This window comes from Sabulicella flocculans (genome assembly GCF_045449635.1).
In the GTDB taxonomy this organism is placed as follows: Bacteria; Pseudomonadota; Alphaproteobacteria; order Acetobacterales; family Acetobacteraceae; genus Roseococcus.
This window is the reverse complement of the sequence record NZ_JBJJBR010000002.1, coordinates 267,938-288,083: the sequence shown is the minus strand read 5'-3', so window position 1 is coordinate 288,083 and position 20,146 is coordinate 267,938. Positions and strand designations below refer to the sequence as shown.

At 73.1% G+C, this 20,146-nt stretch carries 18 protein-coding genes; 11 read left to right on the top strand and 7 right to left on the bottom strand.

Annotated features, from left to right (window positions below):
* Positions 1 to 2: 2 nt before the first annotated feature.
* Genes ACI6QG_RS04260 through ACI6QG_RS04240 form a run of 5 tightly spaced genes read right to left on the bottom strand, consistent with a single transcriptional unit; the run spans position 3 to position 6,193 of the window.
* A complete protein-coding gene (locus ACI6QG_RS04260; protein ID WP_407023322.1) occupies positions 3 to 494 on the bottom strand; it encodes a hypothetical protein in 492 nt (163 codons plus the stop codon).
* A gap of 24 nt (positions 495 to 518) precedes the next feature.
* Entirely contained in the window at positions 519 to 1,373 is an 855-nt protein-coding gene (locus tag ACI6QG_RS04255; protein WP_407023321.1) for a UPF0280 family protein, read from the bottom strand.
* On the bottom strand, positions 1,370 to 2,833 hold the full coding sequence (locus tag ACI6QG_RS04250; protein WP_407023320.1) for a 6-hydroxynicotinate reductase: 1,464 nt from the start codon (positions 2,831 to 2,833) through the stop codon (positions 1,370 to 1,372). The genes ACI6QG_RS04255 and ACI6QG_RS04250 overlap by 4 nt, the downstream gene beginning before the upstream one ends.
* The gene (locus tag ACI6QG_RS04245; protein WP_407023319.1) at positions 2,826 to 5,438 is read right to left on the bottom strand and encodes a molybdopterin-dependent oxidoreductase; all 2,613 of its coding nucleotides are present in this window, start codon (positions 5,436 to 5,438) and stop codon (positions 2,826 to 2,828) included. The genes ACI6QG_RS04250 and ACI6QG_RS04245 overlap by 8 nt, the downstream gene beginning before the upstream one ends.
* Entirely contained in the window at positions 5,435 to 6,193 is a 759-nt protein-coding gene (locus ACI6QG_RS04240) for an FAD binding domain-containing protein (RefSeq protein WP_407023318.1), read from the bottom strand. Before ACI6QG_RS04240 ends, ACI6QG_RS04245 begins: the two co-directional genes overlap by 4 nt.
* 85 nt (positions 6,194 to 6,278) lie before the next feature.
* Between ACI6QG_RS04240 and ACI6QG_RS04235 the strand changes: the two genes are divergently transcribed.
* The 11 genes from ACI6QG_RS04235 (at position 6,279) to ACI6QG_RS04185 (ending at position 19,064) form a co-directional block, all read left to right on the top strand.
* A complete protein-coding gene (locus tag ACI6QG_RS04235; protein ID WP_407023317.1) occupies positions 6,279 to 7,430 on the top strand; it encodes an amidohydrolase family protein in 1,152 nt (383 codons plus the stop codon).
* On the top strand, positions 7,427 to 7,993 hold the full coding sequence (locus tag ACI6QG_RS04230; protein ID WP_407023316.1) for an amino acid synthesis family protein: 567 nt from the start codon (positions 7,427 to 7,429) through the stop codon (positions 7,991 to 7,993). The genes ACI6QG_RS04235 and ACI6QG_RS04230 overlap by 4 nt, the downstream gene beginning before the upstream one ends.
* Positions 7,994 to 8,024: 31 nt before the next feature.
* The gene (locus ACI6QG_RS04225; RefSeq protein WP_407023315.1) at positions 8,025 to 9,359 is read left to right on the top strand and encodes an FAD binding domain-containing protein; all 1,335 of its coding nucleotides are present in this window, start codon (positions 8,025 to 8,027) and stop codon (positions 9,357 to 9,359) included.
* A 160-nt stretch (positions 9,360 to 9,519) separates the two neighbouring features.
* Positions 9,520 to 11,739: a xanthine dehydrogenase molybdopterin binding subunit gene (gene xdhB / locus ACI6QG_RS04220; protein ID WP_407023314.1), complete on the top strand. Its 2,220-nt coding sequence runs from the start codon at positions 9,520 to 9,522 to the stop codon at positions 11,737 to 11,739.
* A gap of 113 nt (positions 11,740 to 11,852) precedes the next feature.
* Positions 11,853 to 12,629, top strand: a complete 777-nt coding sequence (locus ACI6QG_RS04215) for an ABC transporter ATP-binding protein (RefSeq protein WP_407023313.1) — start codon at positions 11,853 to 11,855, stop codon at positions 12,627 to 12,629.
* Positions 12,622 to 13,326, top strand: coding sequence for an ABC transporter ATP-binding protein (locus ACI6QG_RS04210; RefSeq protein WP_407023312.1), 705 nt, complete (start codon positions 12,622 to 12,624; stop codon positions 13,324 to 13,326). Before ACI6QG_RS04215 ends, ACI6QG_RS04210 begins: the two co-directional genes overlap by 8 nt.
* Positions 13,327 to 13,352: 26 nt before the next feature.
* Entirely contained in the window at positions 13,353 to 14,591 is a 1,239-nt protein-coding gene (locus ACI6QG_RS04205) for an ABC transporter substrate-binding protein (RefSeq protein WP_407023311.1), read from the top strand.
* 69 nt (positions 14,592 to 14,660) lie between these two features.
* The gene (locus ACI6QG_RS04200; RefSeq protein ID WP_407023310.1) at positions 14,661 to 15,893 is read left to right on the top strand and encodes an ABC transporter substrate-binding protein; all 1,233 of its coding nucleotides are present in this window, start codon (positions 14,661 to 14,663) and stop codon (positions 15,891 to 15,893) included.
* A 66-nt stretch (positions 15,894 to 15,959) separates the two neighbouring features.
* Positions 15,960 to 17,180: an ABC transporter substrate-binding protein gene (locus ACI6QG_RS04195; protein WP_407023309.1), complete on the top strand. Its 1,221-nt coding sequence runs from the start codon at positions 15,960 to 15,962 to the stop codon at positions 17,178 to 17,180.
* A 9-nt stretch (positions 17,181 to 17,189) separates the two neighbouring features.
* Positions 17,190 to 18,074: a branched-chain amino acid ABC transporter permease gene (locus ACI6QG_RS04190; protein ID WP_407023308.1), complete on the top strand. Its 885-nt coding sequence runs from the start codon at positions 17,190 to 17,192 to the stop codon at positions 18,072 to 18,074.
* A gap of 3 nt (positions 18,075 to 18,077) precedes the next feature.
* Positions 18,078 to 19,064, top strand: coding sequence for a branched-chain amino acid ABC transporter permease (locus ACI6QG_RS04185; protein ID WP_407023307.1), 987 nt, complete (start codon positions 18,078 to 18,080; stop codon positions 19,062 to 19,064).
* Between the two features lie 78 nt (positions 19,065 to 19,142).
* On the opposite strand, the gene dksA is transcribed toward ACI6QG_RS04185, so the two are convergent.
* Positions 19,143 to 19,559: an RNA polymerase-binding protein DksA gene (dksA, locus tag ACI6QG_RS04180; RefSeq protein WP_407023306.1), complete on the bottom strand. Its 417-nt coding sequence runs from the start codon at positions 19,557 to 19,559 to the stop codon at positions 19,143 to 19,145.
* A 123-nt stretch (positions 19,560 to 19,682) separates the two neighbouring features.
* Positions 19,683 to 20,087 (bottom strand): flagellar assembly protein FliX, encoded by a 405-nt coding sequence (locus tag ACI6QG_RS04175; RefSeq protein ID WP_407023305.1) that lies wholly within the window; start codon positions 20,085 to 20,087, stop codon positions 19,683 to 19,685.
* Positions 20,088 to 20,146 lie beyond the last annotated feature (59 nt).

The window sequence follows — 20,146 nt, the reverse complement described above, 5'->3', positions numbered from 1 at the left end:
GGTCAGGTGCTCTTGGTTTCCGGGCCGGGGCCGCGCCCGCGGCCCGCCGGGTCCGTCGGGTCCTGGTCGGTCGGGCCGGCCGGGGTGCGCCCGGGGCCGCCCCGGCCCCGTCCCGGCGGGTCGCTGGGGTCGGCGTCGCTGGCGCCGCGCGGTGCGCTGCCGCCCCGGCCCTGGCCGGGCGGGTCACTCGGGTCGGCGTCGCTGGCGCCGCGCTGGGCGTTGCCGCCGCGCCCCTGGCCCGGGGGGTCGTTCGGGTCGGCATCGCTGGTGCCCGGCGGGCGCTGCGGCGCCGCCCCGCCGCGGCCGCGCCCCGGCGGGTCGCTGGGGTCGCGGTCGGTCGCGCCGCTGCGCGGCTCCTCCGGCGCGCCGCGCTTCGGCGGCAGGCGAGGCGCTGTCTCCCCCTCGCTGCCGCGCTTGGGCTCCTGCGCCAGGGCGGCCGGCGCGGCGGCCAGGTTGAGGATCAGCAGGCGGCGCAGCAGGCGCGGATGGGTCATGTCTCGTCCTTCTCGGTCACCAGCCTAACGCGCCAGGGCCTCCCTGCGGAACACCTCCGCGCCCGCCACGCGGTCCTCCCCCTGCAAGCGCAGACAGGCGGCGCAGATCAACCCGCGGCCGATCAGCGCCTCCGCCACGGCCAGGCCGCGCGCCAGGGCCGCCTCCGCGACGGCGGGCGGCAGGCGGGGCACGTCCACCGTCACCGTCCGCTCCCGCAGGTCGCTGTCCCGGTCCAGGGCGCTGGCCGGCCGCCGCCGGATGCCGGGGTGCTCGGCGTCCACCGCGTTGGCGATGACGGTCGCCGCCGCATCCGCCGCCGCCGCATCCGCCGCCAGCACCGTCACCGCATCGGCGATGCCCAGCGAGAAGGATCGTCCCCGCCAGCCCGAGGTCGCCACGCCCCCCACCCCATCCCCATGCCGCAGCAACGCCACGCCGTCGGCGCGCGGCGCCGCCGGGTCCGCGACCAGCCCGACGCGCAGGCTTTCGCCCGGCGCCAGCATCACCGCGATGTCGCCGCCATTGTTCACGTGGGCCACCCGCAGCCCCGGCACCTGCCTCACCGCCTCGGCCACGTGGTCGGCCACCGCGCCCGCCACCGCCGCCATCGGCGTGATGAAGCCCGCGCGGTGCGGCCAGCAGGCGGCCACCATGCGCCGCGCCACCGGATGCACGGCCTCCGGCCGCTCCCCATCCAGCGGCGCGCGCAGCAGCGGCAATTCGGCGCAGAGCCCGGCCAGCACGCCCTCCAGCGCCGCATGGGCGGCCTCGCGCGCCGCCAGCACCGCCGGGCGCGGCCCCTCCAGGCCGATGACCAGGTTGATCGGCCCGTCGCACAGGTGCAGCCGCCCATCGGGCAGCAGCGCGCGCGCGATCACCCCGGCGCATCCGGCCATGGGTTGGGCGCGATCCAGGGGGCGCGCTCGCTCTCGGCGCCGTGGCGCTCCAGCAGCGTCGCCAGGGGGATGGCGTGCTCCAGGTGGCCGCCCAGCGCGGCGTAAAGCTCGGCGCGCAGGGTGAACTCGATGGGCGCCACCAGCGCGGGCGTCGGCACCGAGCCGAAGGCGTTGTCCGGCATCCGCGCTACATCGGCCATGATGGTGATGCCGCCGCCCGGCCACAGGTAGCAGGGCGCGCCGCCCATGGTCACGCGCACCTCGCCCGCCTGCACGGCGCGGGTCAGCAGGATGGGGTTCTCCGTCACGCCGGCGCGCAGCGAGCCGCCGGCGCCAGCCATGAACACCACCGTGCACAGCGCCGGCTCGCAATTCTCGCCGATGCGCGCCACGGTGCGGGCCACGGCGTCCGGCAGCGGCAGCGGCACCGGGCGAAGCGCGTCGTCGAGGGTGAAGAACAGCGCGTCCTCGCCGGTGGTGCTGGTCATCAGCACGCGCATGCCGGGCCAGGCCAGCCTGGGGTCGAAGGACTCGATGACGCTCAGCGGGTCGGTCACGTCGGTGCCGCCCCAGCCGGTGCCGGGATGCGCCACCTGGAAGTACCGCCCGGGCGTCGAGCGCCGCCCCCGCACCCGCAGGCCGGATGGGCGCATGGACAGGCACTTGCCCGCCTGGTGCTCGGTCAGCACGCCGGTGATGTGGTCGTCCAGCACCACCACCTCGTCCACCTGCCCCTGGAACTGCTGGGCGAAGATGCCGATGGCCGCGCTGCCGCAGCCCACGCGCATGCGCTGCTCCGGCACGCCGTTGACGATGGGTGCGGCGCCGGATCGCAGCACCAGCCGCGCGCCGCCCTGCACCTGCACCTCGATCGCCTCCTTGCGGCACAGCGCCAGCATGGCCGCGCAGGTGACGTTGCCCTCGCGCTTCGAGCCGCCGGTCAGGTGCCGCACCCCGCCGAGCGACAGCATCTGCGAGCCGTATTCCGCCGTGGTGACGTGGCCGATCTGCTCGCCCTCATGCAGCACCGGCGCGCATTCGGCGCCCAGGTGGCGGTCGGTGTCGAGCTTCACCTTCAGCCCGCAGTAGGAGAATATGCCCTCCGTCACCACCGTCACCGTGTCCACCCCCGCCTGCGGGGTCGAGACGATGAAGGGCGCGGGCTTGTAGTCCGGATAGGTGGTGCCGGCGCCGATGGCGGTGACGAAGACCTCCCCTGACCATTCCTCCGCCGCATCCAGGAAGGGCACGGTCGGCGCGCCGGCCTCCACCGTGCGCTCCAGCAGCACCAGCGGGTCGGTGCGGACCAGCCGGCCATCGGCATTGGCGTAGCGGGAGCACGCGCCGGCGCGGCCAGGGCGGATGCGGCACAGCACCGGGCAGGCGTCGCAGCGCACGATGCCGTCGGCCTCGGCGGCGCCGAAGATGCCGGTCCTATCCACCGCGCAGCGCCTCCAGCACCCGGTGCGGCAGCGCCGGCACGCGGCGGATGGAGGCACCCGTGGCGTCGCGGATGGCCGAGAGGATGGCGGGCGCCGTGGCCACCAGCGCCGGCTCGCCCACGCCCTTGGCGCCGTAGGGGCCGAGCGGCTCCGGGTCCTCGACCAGGATCACCTCGATCGGCGGCACGTCGCCGAAGGAAGGGATGAGGTAGTCGTGCAGGTTCTCGGTGCGGCCCGGGATGTACTCCTCCATCAGCGCCAGCCCGATGCCCTGGGCGATGCCGCCATGCACCTGGCCTTCCACCAGCGTCGGGTTCAGCGCGCGGCCCACATCATGCGCCGCCACGAAGCGCTCCAGCGCCACGGTGCCCAGTTCGGTGTCCACGCTGAGCGCGCAGAGCTGCGCGGCGAAGCCATAGGTGGCGTAGGGCACGCCCTGGCCTTCGGCGTCCAGCGGCACGGTGGGCGGGTCGAAGCGGCCGGTGCCGGTGATGGCGCCACCGCGCCACGCCTCGCCATTGACGGTGACGCGCGCGCCATCCCAGCCCAGCACGCCGTTGACCTGCCGCTTGAGGTCCAGCGCCGCCTCCAGCGCCGCTCGGCCGGACACGAAGCTCTGGCGCGAGGCGCTGGTCTTGCCGGCATCCGGCGTCAGCGCGGTGTCGCCATTCACCTCGCGCAGCGCGGCAACCGGCAGGCCCAGCGCCTCCGCCACCACCTGCGCCAGAACGGTGCTGCTGCCCTGCCCGATATCCACCGCGCCGTTCAGGAAGGTCAGCGTGCCACCCTCCAGCACCAGCCGCATTTCGGAGGGGTTGGACATGGCGGTGTTGCCGATGCCGTACCACATTCCGGCCACGCCCACGCCATGCCGCCGGGTGCCGCCCGCTGCGTTGCGCGCCGCGGCCTCGGCACGCAGCGCGGCCCAGGCGGGGCGCAGCGCCTCAAGGCAGGCGGCCTGGCCGGCGGAATGGCGCAGCACCTGGCCGGTGGCCGTGGCGTCGCCGGGCCGCAGGGCGTTGAGGATGCGGAACTCCAGCCGGTCCAGCCCCGCCTGGTCGGCCAGCATGTCCCACAGCGCCTCCTGCGCCAGCGCGGCCTGCGGCACGCCGAAGCCGCGGAAGGCGCCGGAGGGCGGGTTGTGCGTGAACACCGCCCGCGCCCGCGCCGCCACATTGGGCACGCGATAGGGGCCGGAGGCGTGCACCGGCACCCGCCCCGCCACCGTCGGCCCCCAGGAGGCATAGGCGCCGGTGTCGTAGGTGCCGTCGAATTCCAGCGCCAGCAGCCGCCCCTCGGCGTCGCAGCCCGCGCGCGCGGTGATGCGCGCGGGGTGGCGCTTGGTGGAGGCCGCCATGCTTTCGCCCCGCGTCCAGGCGCCGCGCACCGGCTGCCCGGTCACCCAGGCGGCGACGGCTAGCAGCGGCTGCATCCCGGCATCCAGCTTGCCGCCGAAGCCGCCGCCGCAGGCGCTGGGGATGATGCGCACCGCCTCCAGAGGGATGCCCAGCACACCGGCCACCTCCTCGCGGTCCATCGCCGGGGCCTGGGTGGAGCACCAGACCTCCACGCCATCGCCGACGCGGCGCGCCCAGCCGGCCTCGGGCTCGAGATAGGCGTGCTCGACGAAGCCGGTCTCCCACTCGCCCTCGGCCAGATGCGCGGCGCCGACCAGGGCGGCGGCAGCATCACCCCGGCGCACCACGCCCTCCGCCAGCACGTTGCCGGGGAATTGCGCGTGCATGGCGGGCGCTTCCAGCGCGGCGGCGGGTGCCGACAGCGCCGGCAGCGGCTCCAGCACCACCGGCACGGCGGCGCGCGGCACCGCCAGCACCGAAGCGCGCGGGCCGACAAGCGCCGCCACGCAGTCGCCGCGATGCAGCGCCACCTCGGCCAGCACCGGCTGGTCCTTGATGTGCGGGTAGATGCCGAAGCCGTTGCGCCCCGGCACGTCCCGCGCCACCAGCAGCCGGATGCCGGGATGCGCGGCGTGGAAGGCGTCCACCTCGCCCACCACCACCCGCGCATGCGCGTACGGCGAGCGGATGGGCCGCACCCACAGCGCCTCCGCCGGCGCGGCGTCGTCGCCGTAGCGCGCGGTGCCGTCCAGCTTGGCGGCGCCGTCCACCCGCGGCAGCCGCGCGCCGACGCCGCCGATCTCCGCCGCCGGTCCGGTGCCGCAGACGGCCTCGATGATGCGGCGATAGCCGGTGCAGCGGCACAGCACGCCGCCCAGCGCCGCTTCCGCCGCCGCCTCGCGCGGCGCGGGGTCGCGGCGCAGCAATTCCACCGCCGCCACCAGCATCCCCGGCGTGCAGATGCCGCATTGCGCCGCGCCCGCCGTGTGGAAGCGCGCGGCCAGCGCCCGCCCTTCCGGCGATGCGGCGATGCCCTCGACCGTCTCCACGCGCGCATCGGCGCATTGGCCCAGCGGCACCAGGCAGGCGCAGGCCTGGGCGCCGTCCAGCAGCACGGTGCAGGCGCCGCAATCCCCGGCGTCGCAGCCCACCTTGGTGCCGCGCAGCCCCAGCCCCTCGCGCAGCGCCTCGCTCAGCCGGGTGTGCGGCGGCAGGTCCAGCGTGACGGCCTCTCCGTTGACGATCATGCCGCCCTCGCCATCGCGCGGGTGCGCTCCACCAGCACCGCGGCGGCGTGGCGGCGATAGGCGGCATCGGCCCGCACGTCGCCAATCGGGTCCACGCCTTCCTCCCACATCCGCGCCACCTCCGAGCACGCGCCGACCGCCGCGCGCCCCTCGGCATCGGCGGCGACCATGGCGATGGAGATGACCAGGTGCGCCCGCGCCCCCAGCTTGGCGAAGGCGCTGGGCACCGCAGCGCGGGTGGCCGGCACCAGCACCGCCGCCAGCACCTCATCCGCCGCCAGCGCGGTGCGCCGGTTGCCCAGGATGAAGCCGCGCAGCGGCAGCACCCGCACCCCGCGCGGCGAGGCCAATTCCACCGACGCCTCCAGCAGCAGCAGCGGCGGCACCCCATCGGCGGCGGGCGAGGCATTGCACAGGTTGCCGCCCAGCGTGCCGCGCGCCTGCACCTGCCGCCCGCCCACCTGCGCCGCCGCCTGCCGCAGCGCCCGCAGGCCCGGCGGCAGCGCGTCGTCGTCGCGCAGCGCGGCCCAGCTGGTCAGCGCGCCGATGCGCCAGGTATCGCCGTCGCGCGCCACGCCGCGCAGGCCGGCGATGCCGGAAAGGTCCAGCCAGTCCTCCTCGGGCGGCGCGTCCCAGGTGGCGGCGTTGGCGCGGGCGGGCAGGATGTCGGTGGCGCCGGCCAGGGGGCGCGCGCCGGTCTCCGCGCGGATGCGCAGGGCCTCATCCAGCGTCGCCGGCCGCCAGTATCGCGCCATGAAGCCCCCGCCTTGCCTGGGTGCCAGCATGGCGGCGCGGGGCGGGCTTTGACAAGGCGCGCGCGCCGGGGCCAGCCTTGCCGCCATGGCGCGCATCCTCATCCGCAACATCGGCACCCTGTTCAGCGGCGACATCGCCCGGCCGGTGCTGGAGGCCGGCACGCTGCTGCTGGAGGATGGCCGCATCGCCGCCATCGGCGGCCAGCACGAGGCGGAAAAGGTGCTGGACGCCCGTGGCTGCGCCGTGATGCCCGGCCTGCTGGACAACCACGTCCACCCCGCCTTCGGCGACTGGACGCCGCGGCAGAACCAGCTCGGCTGGATCGAGGCGATGGTGCATGGCGGCACCACCACCCTCGTCAGCGCCGGCGAGGTCCACCTGCCCGGCCGCCCGAAGGACCGCGTCGGCGTGAAGGCCCTGGCCATCGCCGCCCAGCGCGCCTTTGCCAATTTCCGCCCGCTCGGCGCCCGCGTACTGGCCGGCGCCCCGGTGCCCGAGCGCGAGCTGACCGAGGCCGATTACCGCGAGATGGCCGAGGCCGGCGTGCGCTGGCTGGGCGAGATCGGCCTGGGCACGGTCAAGGACGAGGCCGAGGTGGTGCAGCACGCGCAATGGGCGCGCGAGGCCGGGCTGAACAGCATGATCCATTGCGGCGGCCCCTCCATCGCCGGCTCCAACCTCATGCAGGCGCCCGTGGTCATCGCGGCGGACGCCGACATCGTGGCGCACATCAATGGCGGCCCCACCTCCCTGCCGCAGCGCGCGCTGGAGCAGGTGGTGGCCGGCACCAGGCGCGCCATCGAGGTGGTGCACAATGGCAACCCGCGCAACGCGCTGTTCGTGATGAACCTGCTGCGCGAGATGGGCCGGCTGGACCGCCTGGTGATCGGCACCGACAGCCCGGCCGGCTCCGGCGTGCAGCCGCTGGGCGTGCTGCGCACGATCTCCCTGCTGTGCGCGGTGGGCGAGCTGGACCCCGGGCTGGCCATCGCCGCCGCCGCCGGCAACGTGGCGCGCTGGCGCGGGCTGGAGGCGGGCATGATCGCGCCCGGCCGCGCCGCCGACCTGGTCTTCCTCGACGCCCCCATCGGCGGCGCCGGCGAGGACGCCGCCGAGGCGCTGCTGATGGGCGAGCTGCCCGGCATCGGCATGGTAATGGTGGATGGCGCCGCCGTGGTGCCCGGCCGCTCCCGCAACACGCCCCCCGCCGCCCGCGTGCCGGAGTGGGCGGCATGATCCGCAAATGGGGCCTGCTGGTGGAGGAGACCGCGATGGAGGCCGGGCGCGCCGTCTCCCCGCCCATCCGCCGCGTCGTCGCCATGGCCGTGCTGGCCAACCCCCATGCCGGCCGCTACGCCGAGGACCTGTCGGACCTCATGGAGCTCGGCGCCACGCTGGGCGCGGAACTCGCCACGCGGGCTTTGGCGGCGCTGGGCGGGCCGGCGCAATCCTTCGGCAAGGCCGCCATCGTCGGCGAGGATGGCGAGCTGGAGCACGCCGCCGCGCTGCTGCACCCGAAGATGGGCGCGCCGGTCCGCGCCGCCTTGGGCAAGGGGCCGGCGCTGATTCCTTCTGCGAAGAAGCGCGGGCCGATGGGCTGCGCGATCGACGTGCCGCTGGGCCACAAGGACGCCGCCTTCGTGCGCTCCCACTTCGACGCCATCGAGGCGCGGATGACCGACGCCCCGCGCCGCGACGAGATCCTGCTCTGCCTGGCGCTGGCGTATGGCGGCCGCCCCCTGCCCCGCATCGGCGGGCTGGCGGTGGCGGACATCATCGGCGAGGACGGTCTCAGATGACAGGGCGTTCATCCCTCGCCATGATGACGGGATGCCGGGACTACGCTTCACCCTGAACGGCGCCGCCGTCACCGCCGGCGACGCGCCGCCGACCACCACCCTGCTGGACTGGCTGCGCGCCCGCGGCCTCTCCGGCACCAAGGAGGGCTGCGCCGAGGGCGATTGCGGCGCCTGCACCGTGGTGCTGGAGGATGGCGACAGCCGCCGGCCCATCAACGCCTGCCTCTGCGTGCTGGGCCAGCTGCACGGCCGTGCCGTGCGCACCGTCGAAGGGCTGGGCCGCGCGCATCCGGTGGTGCAGGCCATGGCGCAGGGCGGGGCCACGCAATGCGGCTTCTGCACGCCGGGCATCGTCATGGCCGCCTGGGCCTGGACGCGCGAGGGCGGCGACCCGCACGCGGCGCTCGCCGGCAATCTGTGCCGCTGCACCGGCTACCGGCCCATCCTCGACGCGCTGGCCACCATGGCCGATGACGGCGCCGCCGCGCCCGCTGCCGTGCCGGACAGCGCACGCTTCGGCGGCTTCCACCTGCCCGCCACGCTGAAGGAGGCGCTGGCGCTGCGCGCGCAGCACCCGCAAGCCATGCTGCTCATGGGCGGCACCGACCTCGGCCTGCGCTTCTCCGAGCACCGCGAGCGCCCGGACACCGTCATCTGCCTGCTGAACGTGGCCGAGATGCAGGGCGTGGCCGCCACGCGCGATGGCCAGCGCATCGGCGCCGCCGCGCCCTATGCCGAATGGCTGGCCGCCTGCCGCGCCGACGCACGCTTCGCCGCGCTGGTGCCCTATCTGGAACGCCTCGGCTCGCGCCAAATCCGCGCGCTGGGCACGGTGGCGGGGAACCTCGGCACCGCCTCGCCCATCGGCGATGCGCTGCCCGTGCTGCTGGCGCTGGATGCCGAGGTGGAAACCAGCGCCCGCCGCCTGCCGGTGGCGGCATTCCTCACCGGCTACCGCCGCAATGCGCTGACACCCGGCGAGCTGATCGTCGCCATCCACCTCCCTGCCCCGCCCGCCGGCGCGCTGCTGGCCGCCGAGAAGCTGTCGCGCCGGCATGACCAGGACATCAGCGCCGTCTCGCTGGCTGCCTGCGTGGAGTTCATGGGTGGCGTGGTCTCTCGCGCCCGCCTGGCCTTCGGCGGCATGGCCGCCACCGCCCTGCGTGCGCCCGAGGCCGAGGCCGCGCTGCTGGGCCGCGCGCTGGACGACGCCGCGGCACAGGCAGCCGGCGCCGCGCTGCGCTTCACGCCGATGGACGACCACCGGGCATCGGCCGCCTATCGCTTGGAAGCAGCCCGCGGCCTGCTGCGCCGCCTGGCGCTGCGCCACACCCACCCGGAACTGCCTGCGGAGGTCCACGCGTGAGCGCCGCCCTTCCCTTGGTCGCGCACGGCGCGGCCCGCCGCCCTAATGCCTGCGTGGCTTTGCGCAACCGTGGTGCGGCGCAAGCCGAGGCCGCGGATGCGGCCGCCCGGCGTTTAAGGGCACAGAAGATACCCATGCGGAGGGCCGCGAGGCCGTCCGCATGAGCGTCGGCCTGCCGCTGCCGCATGACAGCGCCCTGCGCCACGCCGCCGGCGAGGCGCGCTTCCTGGACGACATGCCCGAGCCCGCCGGGTGCTGGCACGCGGCGCTCGCGCTCTCCCCGGTCGCGCATGGCCGGCTGCTCGGCCTGGACCTGCCGCCCGGCGTGCGCGCCATCCTGCCCGCCGATATCCCTGGCGAGAACGACATCGCCCCCATCGCCTGCAACGAGGCGCTGCTGGCCGATGGCCTGGTGGAGCATCACGGCCAGCCCCTCGCCATCCTGGTGGCGCCGACGCGCGACGAAGCCCTGCGCGCCGCCGCCGCCATGCAGGCGCGCATCGAACCGTTGGAGCCGGTGCTGAGCATCGAGGAAGGGCTGGCGCGCGGGCACTATGTGGTGCCGCCCATGGTGCTGTCGGAGGGCGACGCCGCCGCCGCCCTCGCCGCCGCACCCCTCACCACCTCCGGCGAGTTCCGCGCCGGCGGGCAGGAACACTTCTACCTCGAAGGCCAGGTGGCGCTCGCCATCCCGGGGGAGGAGGGCGAGATGCTCGTCCATTCCTCCACCCAGCACCCCACCGAGGTGCAGCACATCGTCGCGCGCGTGCTGGGCGAGCCCTACAGCCGCGTCACCGTGCAATGCCGCCGCATGGGCGGCGCCTTCGGCGGCAAGGAAAGCAACGCCTCCTGGGTGGCCGCCGCCGCCGCCCTCGCCGCGCGGCTCACCGGCCGCCCGGTGAAGCTGCGCCTGCCGCGCCGGGCCGACATGGCCGCCACCGGCAAGCGCCACCCCTTCCTGTATCGCTGGCGGGCCGGCTTCGACGCCGATGGCCGGCTGCTGGCGCTGGATGCGCTGCTGGCCGCCGATGGCGGGCATTCCGCCGACATGTCCGGCGGCGTGGTGTTCCGCGCGCTGACCCACGCGCTGAACTGCTACGGCGCCCCCGCCCTGCGGCTGGAATGCTGCGCGGTGAAGACCAACCACGTCTCCAACACCGCCTTCCGCGGCTTCGGCGGCCCGCAGGGCGCGCTGCTGATGGAGGACGTCCTGCCCGCCATCGCCCGCGCCACGGGCCTGGAGCTGGACGTGGTGCGCGAGCGCAACCTGGCCGCCCGCACCCCCTATGGCCAGGCGCTGGAACCCGCGCTGCCCCTGCGCTGCCTCGCCGAGGCCAAGGCCGATGCCGGGTGGGACGCGCGGCTGGCCGACATCGCCGCCTTCAACGCCGCGCATCCGACGCTGCGCCGCGGCCTGGGCTCCTTCACCTGCGCCTTCGGCATCTCCTTCGGCATCCGCGTGCTCAACCAGGCCGGCGCGCTGGTCAGCGTCTACACCGACGGCTCGGTGCGCTTGGCGCATGGCGGCACCGAGATGGGCCAGGGCCTGTTCATCAAGGTGGCGCAGGTGGTGGCCGAGGTCTTCGGCATCCCGGTGCAGTGCATCAGCCTCGCGCCCACCAGCACCGGCGAGGTTCCCAACACCTCCGCCACCGCCGCCAGCACCGGCAGCGACCTGAATGGCTGGGCGGCGCACGAGGCCGCCGGTGCGGTGAAGGCGCGCATGGCCGTCGTGGCGGCGCAGCGCCTGGGCTGCGCGCCCGAGGCGCTGCGCTGGGAGGACGGCCTGATCCGCCACGGCAACGAAGCCCTGCGCTTCGGCGAGCTGGCGAAGCTGTGCTGGCAGGAGCGCGTGAGCCTGTCCGCCACCGGCTTCTACGCCACGCCCGGCATCCACTGGGATCCCGTCGCACTCCGCGGGGCACCGTTCTTCTACTTCTCCTACGGCGCGGCGGTGGCGGAGGTGCTGCTGGACACGCTCACCGGCGAGCACCGCTGCACTCATGCCTGGCTGGTGCAGGATTGCGGGCGCTCGCTGAACCCGGCGATCGACCTCGGCCAGATCGAGGGCGCCTTCGTGCAGGGCCTGGGCTGGCTGACCAGCGAGGAACTGTGGTGGGACAAGGAGGGCCGCCAGCGCACCCTGGGCCCCTCCACCTACAAGATCCCCGGCTCGCGCGACGTGCCGGCGCTGCACGCCCGGCTGCTGTCCGATTCGCCAGGGCGGGAGGGCACGCTCTACCGCTCCAAGGCGGTGGGAGAGCCGCCGCTGCTGCTGGCCACCGCCGTGGTCAACGCGCTGAAGCACGCTTCGGGCCTGCCCAGCCTGGACCTTCCCGCAACCCCCGAGCGCCTGCTGATGACGATGCCGCGACAGTGACGTGCCTGTTTCTGCGGCACCTGCCGTGACGCTTGCACATGGCTCGTTGCATTGCCATACACGAGGATAACGCAGCGCCCGCAGGGCCGCGACAGGCAGGGAGAACCAACCGGGTGAGCGACACGATCCTTGAGGCGCAAGGGCTGACCAAGGAGTTCCGCGGCTTCGTCGCCGTGAAGGACGTCAACCTGAAGATCCGCCGCGGCACCATCCACGGGCTGATCGGCCCCAATGGCGCGGGCAAGACCACCTGCTTCAACCTGCTCACCAAGTTCCTGATCCCGACGCGCGGCACCATCACCTATGATGGGCGCGACATCACCAGCATGAAGCCCGCCGAGGTGGCGCGGCTGGGCCTCGTGCGCTCCTTCCAGATCAGCGCCGTCTTCCCGCACCTGACGGTGCTTGAGAACGTGAAGATGGCCCTGCAGCGCGAGCGCGGCGGCTCCTACGACTTCTGGCGCAGCGCCTCCGTGCTGGACAAGTACGACGCCCGCGCCCGCGAGCTGCTGGCCGACGTGGCGCTGACCGAATACGCCGAGGCGCAGGCCGGGCAGCTCCCCTACGGCCGCAAGCGCGCGTTGGAGATCGCCACCACGCTGGCGATGGAGCCCACCATGATGCTGCTGGACGAGCCCACCGCCGGGATGACGCATGAGGACGTGGACCGCATCGTTGCCCTGGTGAAGCGCGTGGCCAAGGGCCGCACCGTGCTGCTGGTGGAGCACAACCTCAAGGTCGTTGAAGGCCTGTGCGACGAGATCACCGTGCTGGCGCGCGGCGAGGTGCTGGCCCAGGGCGACTACGCCGCCGTTTCCCGCAACCCCGATGTCCAGAGCGCCTACCTGGGCACCGACCCGAACTTCCAGGGAGACGCCGCGCATGGCTGAGCCGCTGCTGAAGGTCCGCGACCTCGAGGCTTGGTATGGCGAGAGCCACGTGCTGCACGGCGTGAGCCTCGACATCCACGAGGGCGAGGTGGTGACGCTGCTGGGCCGCAACGGCGCCGGCAAGACCTCCACCCTGCGCGCCATCATGGGGCTGGTGGGCCGCCGCGCCGGCTCCATCACCTATGAGGGGCGCGAGACGATCGGACTGCGCTCCGACCTCATCGCCCGCGCCGGCATCGCCTATTGCCCGGAGGAGCGTGGCATCTTCGCCTCGCTCGACGTGACCGAGAACCTGATGCTTCCCCCGGCGGTGCGCGCGGGCGGGCTGAGCGTAGACGAGATCCACACGCTGTTCCCCAACCTGAAGGAGCGCGCGCGCTCGCCCGGCACCAAGCTCTCGGGCGGCGAGCAGCAGATGCTGGCGATCGGCCGCATCCTGCGCACCGGCGCCCGGCTGCTGCTGCTGGACGAGCCGAGCGAGGGCCTCGCGCCCGTCATCGTGCAGCAGATCGGCAAGACCATCCGCGAGCTGAAGGCGCGCGGCTTCACCGTGCTGCTGGTGGAGCAGAATTTCCGCTTCGCCCAGACCGTGGCGGATCGCCACTACGTGATGGAGCATGGCCGCGTGGTCGAGACCGTGACCAACGCCGAGCTCTCCACCTCCCTCGACCGCCTGCACGAATACCTGGGCGTCTGAGAGCAAAGAAAGGAACCGCCGGACCCATGACCCTCGACCGACGCACCCTCCTCGCCGCCGCCGCGGCCACGCCGCTCGCTGCCACGCTGCCTTCCGGGCGGGCGCGGGCGCAGGCCGCCAACACGCTGCGCATCGGCGTGCTGAACGACCAGTCCGGCCTCTACCGCGACCTGTCCGGCCCCGGCTCCGTCCAGGCCGTTCGCCAAGCCATCCAGGACAGCGGCGTCACCGCGCGCGGCATCAACGTCGAGGTCGTGCAGGCCGACCACCAGAACCGCCCCGATGTCGGCTCCACTGTCGCCCGCCAGTGGCTGGACCGTGACGGCGTGGACGTGATCGTGGATGTGCCCACCTCCTCCGTGGCGCTGGCCGTCAACACCGTGGCGCGCGAGCGCAACAAGGTGTTCCTGAACTCCGGCGCCGCCACCTCCGACCTCACCGGCTCGCAGTGCAGCCCCAACACCATCCACTGGACCTACGACACCTGGATGCTGGCGCGCGGCACCGGCGGCGCCATGGTGCGCGCGGGCGGCGACACCTGGTTCTTCCTCACCGCCGACTACGCCTTCGGCCATGCGCTGGAGCGTGACACGGCGGAGTTCGTGCGCGCCAATGGCGGACGCGTGCTGGGCCAGGTCCGCACGCCTTTCCCGGGCAACACGGATTTCTCCTCCTTCCTCATCCAGGCGCAGGCCTCGCGCGCCAAGGTCATCGGGCTGGCCAATGCCGGCGGCGACACCATCAACTCCATCAAGCAGGCCGCCGAATTCGGGCTGACGCGCCGCGGCGTGAAGCTGGCCGGGCTGCTGGTCTTCATCACCGACGTGCACAGCCTGGGCCTGCAGACCGCGCAGGGCCTGGTGCTGACCGAAACCTTCTACTGGGACCTGAACGACCGCACCCGCGCGCTAACCCAGCGCCTGGGCAACATGCCCGGCGGCATCCGCCCCTCCATGGTGCAGGCCGGCTGCTACTCCGCCGTGCTGCACTACCTGAAGGCTGCGGCCGACATGGGCGTGGCCCAGGCCAAGGCCAGCGGCGCCGATGCGGTGGCGCGCATGAAGGCGATGCCGACGGATGACGACGCCTTCGGCCCCGGTTCCATCCGCGCCGATGGCCGCAAGATCCACCCCGCCTACCTGTTCGAGGTGAAGACCCCGCAGGAAAGCCGTGGCGCGTGGGATTACTACAAGCTGCTGTCCACCGTGCCGGCGAACGAGGCGTTCCGGCCGCTCGCCGATGGCAATTGCGCCATCGCCCGCTGACGTGAAACCCCGGGGCGCGGCGGCGCCAAGACCGCCCGCCCCACCACCATCACCAGGGAGGTGACAACCATGGAACTGAACCGCAGAACACTCCTCGGCGGCGCCGCCGCGCTGGGCGCCCTGCCCACGTGGCAGGCCCGCGCGCAGGCGCAGAACACCATCCGCATCGGCGTGCTGAACGACCAGTCGGGCCTATACCGCGACGTGGGCGGTCCGTCCTCGGTCGCCTGCGTCCGCCAGGCCATCGTGGATTCCGGCGTCACCGCGCGCGGCATCAACGTCGAGGTGCTGGTGGGCGACCACCAGAACCGCCCCGATGTCGGCTCCAACATCGCGCGCCAATGGATGGACCGCGACGGCGTGGACGTCATCATGGACGTCCCCACCTCCTCCGTCGCGCTGGCCGTGAACACGGTGGTGCGCGAGCGCAACAAGGTGCACCTGAACTCGGGGGCCGCCACCAGCGACCTGACGGGCGCGCAGTGCAGCCCAAACACGGTCCACTGGACCTACGACACCTACATGCTGGCGAAGTCCACCGGCGCGGCGATGGTGCGCACGGGCGGCGACACCTGGTTCTTCCTCACCGCCGACTACGCCTTCGGCCACGCGCTGGAGCGCGACACCACCGCCTTCGTGCAGGGCGCGGGCGGCCGCGTACTGGGCGGCGTCCGCACTCCCTTCCCGGGGACGGACTTCTCGGGCTTCCTGGTGCAGGCGCAGGCGTCGCGCGCCAAGGTGATCGGGCTGGCCAATGCGGGCGGCGACACCATCAACTCCATCAAGCAGGCGGCCGAGTTCGGGCTGACGCGCCGCGGCGTGAAGCTGGCGGCGCTGCTGATGTTCATCTCCGACGTGAACTCGCTGGGGCTGGAGACGGCGCAGGGCCTGGTCTGCACCGAGACCTTCTACTGGGACCTGAACGACCGCACCCGCGCCTTCACCCGCCGCATCCTGCCCAACATGCCCAACCAGCTGCGCCCCGGCATGGGCTCGGCCGGCTGCTACTCGGCCGCGCTGCACTACCTGAAGGCCGCGGCCGACATGGGCGTGGCCCGGGCCAAGGCCAGCGGCGTCGAGGCGGTGAACCGCATGAAGGCCATGCCGACCGACGACGACGCGATGGGCCAGGGCTCCATCCGCCCCGATGGCCGGCGCCTCCAGCCCTCCTACCTGTTCGAGGTGAAGTCGCCGCGCGAATCCCGCGGCCCGTGGGACTACTACAAGCTGCTCAGCACCACCCCGGCGGAGGAGGCGTTCCGCCCCCTGGCTGAGGGCGGCTGCAGCCTGGTCCGCGCTTAACGTGAGGACGGGGGCGGACATGGCCGGCCAAGAGCCGTGCCGCCCCTCCTTGAGGGAGGAAACCCGATGAACCGACGTCACCTTCTGGCCGGCGCCGCCGCCGCCACCACGCTGCCCTTCTCGGCGCTGCGCGCGCAGCAGGGCGCCACGCTGCGCCTGGGCGTGCTCACCGACATGTCCGGCCCCTATCGCGACCCCACCGGGCCAGGCAGCGCCGTCTGCACCCAGCAGGCGGTGATGGAGTTCGCCTCCCGCCTCGGCATCCAGGCGGAGGTGCTGCAGGCCGACCACCAGAACCGCCCCGACGTGGGCGCCAACATCGCCCGGCAATGGTACGACCAGGGCGTGGACGCGGTGGTGGACGTGCCCACCTCCTCCGTCGCGCTGGCCATCAGCCAGATCGCGCGGGAGAAGAACAAGCTGTTCCTGAACAGCGGGGCGGCGACCAGCGACCTGACGGGCCCGGCCTGCTCGCCCAACACGGTGCACTGGACCTACGACACCTACATGCTGGCCAAGGGCACGGGCGCGGCGCTGGCGCGTTCGGGCGGGGACACCTGGTTCTTCATCACCGCCGACTACGCCTTCGGCCACGCGCTGCAGCGCGACACCTCCGCCTTCGTCGAGCAGGCCGGCGGGCGGGTGCTGGGCGCCGCGCGCTACCCGTTCCCGGCGACCACGGATTTCAGCAGCTTCCTGGTGCAGGCCCAGGCCAGCCGCGCCAAGGTGCTGGCGCTGGCCAATGCCGGCACCGACACCGCCAACTGCATCAAGCAGGCGCGCGAGTTCGGGCTGACGCGCAACATGCAGATCGCCGGCCTGCTGATGTCCTTCATGGAGGTGCACAGCCTGGGCCTGGAAACCGCGCAGGGCCTGCTGCTGACCGAAAGCTTCTACTGGGACAGCAACGACCGCACCCGCGCCTTCAGCCAGCGCGTGCAGCCGCGCATGCCCAACCGCGCCATGCCGGCGCAGGTGCAGGCCGGCTGCTACGGCGCGACGGTCCACTACCTGAAGGCCGCCGCCGCCATGGGCGCCGCCGCCGCCAAGGCCGATGGCCGCGCGGTGGTGGAGCGCATGAAGGCGATGGGAACGGACGACGACGCCTTCGGCGTGGGCCGGATCCGGCCGGATGGGCGCAAGATCCATCCGACCATGCTCTACCAGGTGAAGACGCCGCGGGAGTCGCGCGGCACCTGGGACTACTACAATCTCGTGGCGACGAACCCGGCCGAGGAGGCATTCCGCCCCATGGCCGAGGGGAATTGCCCGCTGGTCAGGGGGTAACAACGACGCATGGATGACATCTTCGGCATCCCCGCACCGCTGCTGTTCGGGCAGCTGCTGCTGGGGCTCATCAACGGGGCGTTCTACGCGCTCCTCTCACTCGGCCTCGCCGTCATCTTCGGGATGCTGAACGTCATCAACTTCACGCACGGCGCCCAGTTCATGCTGGGCGCCTTCGTGGCCTGGCTGCTGCTGAACTTCCTGGGCCTGGGCTACTGGTGGGCGCTGCTGCTGGCGCCGCTGCTGGTCGGCGCCTTCGGCGTGCTGCTCGAGAAGACCATGATCTCGCGCCTCTACAAGCTCGACCACCTCTACGGCCTGCTGCTGACCTTCGGCGTCGGCCTGATCATCGAGGGGCTGGTGCGCAACGAGTTCGGCTCCTCGGGCCTGCCCTACCGCATCCCGGCCGAGCTGACCGGCGCCTGGGACCTGGGCTTCATGTTCATGCCGGTCTATCGCGGCTGGGTGGTGATCGTCGCGCTGGTGGCCTGCATCGCCACCTGGCTGGCGATCGAGAAGACCAAGATCGGCTCCTACCTGCGCGCGGCGACGGAGAACCCGGCGCTGGTGCAGGCCTTCGGCATCAACGTGCCCCGGATGATGACGTTGACCTACGGCGCCGGCGTGGCGCTGGCGGCCTTCGCCGGCGTGCTGGCGGCGCCCATCTACTCGGTGAACCCGCAGATGGGCTCCAACCTCATCATCATCGTGTTCGCCGTGGTGGTGATCGGCGGCATGGGCTCCATCCTCGGCTCGGTGGTCACCGGCTTCGGGCTGGGCATCATCGAGGGGCTGACCAAGGTCTTCTACCCCGAGGCCTCGGCCACGGTGATCTTCGTGGTCATGGCCATCGTGCTGCTCACGCGGCCGGCCGGCCTGTTCGGGAGGGCCTGAGACATGGCGGCTCCCGGCGGTTTCGAGGGCACCGACTTCAAGCAGGAGGCGCCCGCCTTCCTCGGCTTCACCCGCACCCAGCTCATCGCCTTCGGGGTGATGTGCGCGGTGCTGCTGGTGGCGCCCTTCTTCCTGTATCCCGTCTTCCTGATGAAGGTGCTGTGCTTCGCGCTGTTCGCCTGCGCCTTCAACCTGCTGATCGGCTATGTAGGCCTGCTCTCCTTCGGGCATGCGGCGTATTTCGGCATGGGCGGCTACCTGGCCGGCCACGCCGCCAAGGTCTGGGGCTTCACGCCCGAGGTCTCGATCCTCATCGGCGGGCTGGTCGGCGCCGCGCTGGGCCTGGTGATCGGCTGGATCGCCATCCGGCGCCAGGGCATCTACTTCGCCATGATCACCCTGGCCTTCGCGCAGATGGTCTACTTCTTCTGCGTGCAGGCGCCCTTCACGGGGGGCGAGGACGGCATCCAGTCCATCCCGCGCGGCAACCTGTTCGGCGCGGTGCCGCTGGGCAGCGACCTCAGCATGTACTGGGTGACGGCGGCCATCTTCCTTCTCGGCTTCCTGTTCATCCACCGCACCATCCATTCGCCCTTCGGCATGGTGCTGAAGTCCATCCGCGAGAATGAGCCCCGCGCCACCTCCCTGGGCTACCGCACCGACGACTACAAGCTGGTGGCCTTCGTGCTCTCCGCCGCGCTGTCCGGCGTGGCGGGCGGGCTGAAGTCCATCGTGTTCGGCATCGCCACCCTGACGGACGTCTTCTGGACCATGTCGGGCGAGGTGGTGCTGATGTCGCTGGTCGGCGGCCTGGGCACCATCTTCGGGCCCGTGGTGGGGGCGGCCGTCATCATCACCATGCAGAACTACCTGGCCGAGTTCGGCGCCTGGGTGACGGTGATCCAGGGCGTGATCTTCGTGCTCTGCGTGCTGGCCTTCCGCCGTGGCATCGTGGGCGAGATCGGCAACTGGCTGCGCGTCAGGCTCTGACGCGCCTCCGGCCGGACAAGAAGAAGGCCCGGTCCCCGCAAGGGGCCGGGCCTTCGTCGCGTCAGGGCCAGGGCGCGCTCAATCGTCGCGGTGCACCTTCTCCATGCGCTCGTGGCGCTCCTGCGCCTCGATGCTCATGGTGGCGATCGGGCGCGCCTCCAGGCGGCGCAGGCCGATGGGCTCGCCCGTTTCCTCGCAGTAACCGTAGGCGCCGTGGGCGATGCGCTCCAGCGCCTGGTCGATCTTGCTGATCAGCTTGCGCGCGCGGTCGCGCGTGCGAAGCTCCAGCGCGCGGTCGGTCTCGACGCTGGCGCGGTCGGTCAGGTCCGCTTCGGAGATGCCGCCGGCCGAGAGCGAGTTCAGCGTCACGCCCGCCTCGCGCAGCAGCTCGTGGCGCCAGCGCAGCAGCTTCTGGCGGAAGTACTCCAGCTGCAACGCGTTCATGAACTCTTCGTCGTCGGAGGGGCGATAATCGGGAGGAAGGGTGACGACCATCTGGACCTTTGCCTCGCCCCGCTCTTCGGCCCGGCCCGGCGCCGGACACCCAACCCGGGGCGGGCGGACCATACGCATCACCACCGGGCAAGCCAAGTGCCCGTTTGCAACAACTGCATGACTTTACGCTGAATTTCCGTTCCCTGGAATGCGATGGCGCTCCAGCTCCACCCGCGCCCGCAGCGACAGCGCCTCCACCACCTCGCGCAGCGCCGGGTCGGCCCCGGCCTCGCCCTCCGCCAGCACGGCCAGGCGGGACAGCCGCGCCGCCGGCATCGCGCCGCGCAGCAGGTCCCGGCGCAGCGCCTCCATCTCCTCCAGCAGCGCTTGGCCGCGGCGCTGCGCGGCATCGTCGCGCTCGCGCGGGGTCAGCGCCTCCTGCATGGCGAACAGCGCCCCCACCCCCGCGGTGCCAGCCACCCCGCCGGCCGCGGCGGCGGCGTCGGCCGGCAGGTGGAAGCCACCGGCGCGCCGGGCCCGTGCCACCCCGGCCGGGCCGGGCGCGGGCCCGCCGACCGGGCGGATCACGCCCGCCCCCGGCAGCGCCGGCCCTGACCCGGCAGGAAACGCCGCCCCCCACCCGGGGC

What these genes read in the sequence shown, in the direction of transcription:
- ACI6QG_RS04260 (WP_407023322.1), bottom strand. Translation starts at nt 494, where the DNA reads ATGACCCATCCGCGCCTGCTGCGCCGCCTGCTGATCCTCAACCTGGCC.
- ACI6QG_RS04245 (WP_407023319.1), bottom strand. Translation starts at nt 5,438, where the DNA reads ATGATCGTCAACGGAGAGGCCGTCACGCTGGACCTGCCGCCGCACACC.
- ACI6QG_RS04240 (WP_407023318.1), bottom strand. Translation starts at nt 6,193, where the DNA reads ATGGCGCGATACTGGCGGCCGGCGACGCTGGATGAGGCCCTGCGCATC.
- ACI6QG_RS04235 (WP_407023317.1), top strand. Translation starts at nt 6,279, where the DNA reads ATGGCGCGCATCCTCATCCGCAACATCGGCACCCTGTTCAGCGGCGAC.
- ACI6QG_RS04230 (WP_407023316.1), top strand. Translation starts at nt 7,427, where the DNA reads ATGATCCGCAAATGGGGCCTGCTGGTGGAGGAGACCGCGATGGAGGCC.
- ACI6QG_RS04225 (WP_407023315.1), top strand. Translation starts at nt 8,025, where the DNA reads ATGCCGGGACTACGCTTCACCCTGAACGGCGCCGCCGTCACCGCCGGC.
- xdhB (WP_407023314.1), top strand. Translation starts at nt 9,520, where the DNA reads ATGAGCGTCGGCCTGCCGCTGCCGCATGACAGCGCCCTGCGCCACGCC.
- ACI6QG_RS04210 (WP_407023312.1), top strand. Translation starts at nt 12,622, where the DNA reads ATGGCTGAGCCGCTGCTGAAGGTCCGCGACCTCGAGGCTTGGTATGGC.
- ACI6QG_RS04205 (WP_407023311.1), top strand. Translation starts at nt 13,353, where the DNA reads ATGACCCTCGACCGACGCACCCTCCTCGCCGCCGCCGCGGCCACGCCG.
- ACI6QG_RS04200 (WP_407023310.1), top strand. Translation starts at nt 14,661, where the DNA reads ATGGAACTGAACCGCAGAACACTCCTCGGCGGCGCCGCCGCGCTGGGC.
- ACI6QG_RS04195 (WP_407023309.1), top strand. Translation starts at nt 15,960, where the DNA reads ATGAACCGACGTCACCTTCTGGCCGGCGCCGCCGCCGCCACCACGCTG.
- ACI6QG_RS04190 (WP_407023308.1), top strand. Translation starts at nt 17,190, where the DNA reads ATGGATGACATCTTCGGCATCCCCGCACCGCTGCTGTTCGGGCAGCTG.
- ACI6QG_RS04185 (WP_407023307.1), top strand. Translation starts at nt 18,078, where the DNA reads ATGGCGGCTCCCGGCGGTTTCGAGGGCACCGACTTCAAGCAGGAGGCG.
- dksA (WP_407023306.1), bottom strand. Translation starts at nt 19,559, where the DNA reads ATGGTCGTCACCCTTCCTCCCGATTATCGCCCCTCCGACGACGAAGAG.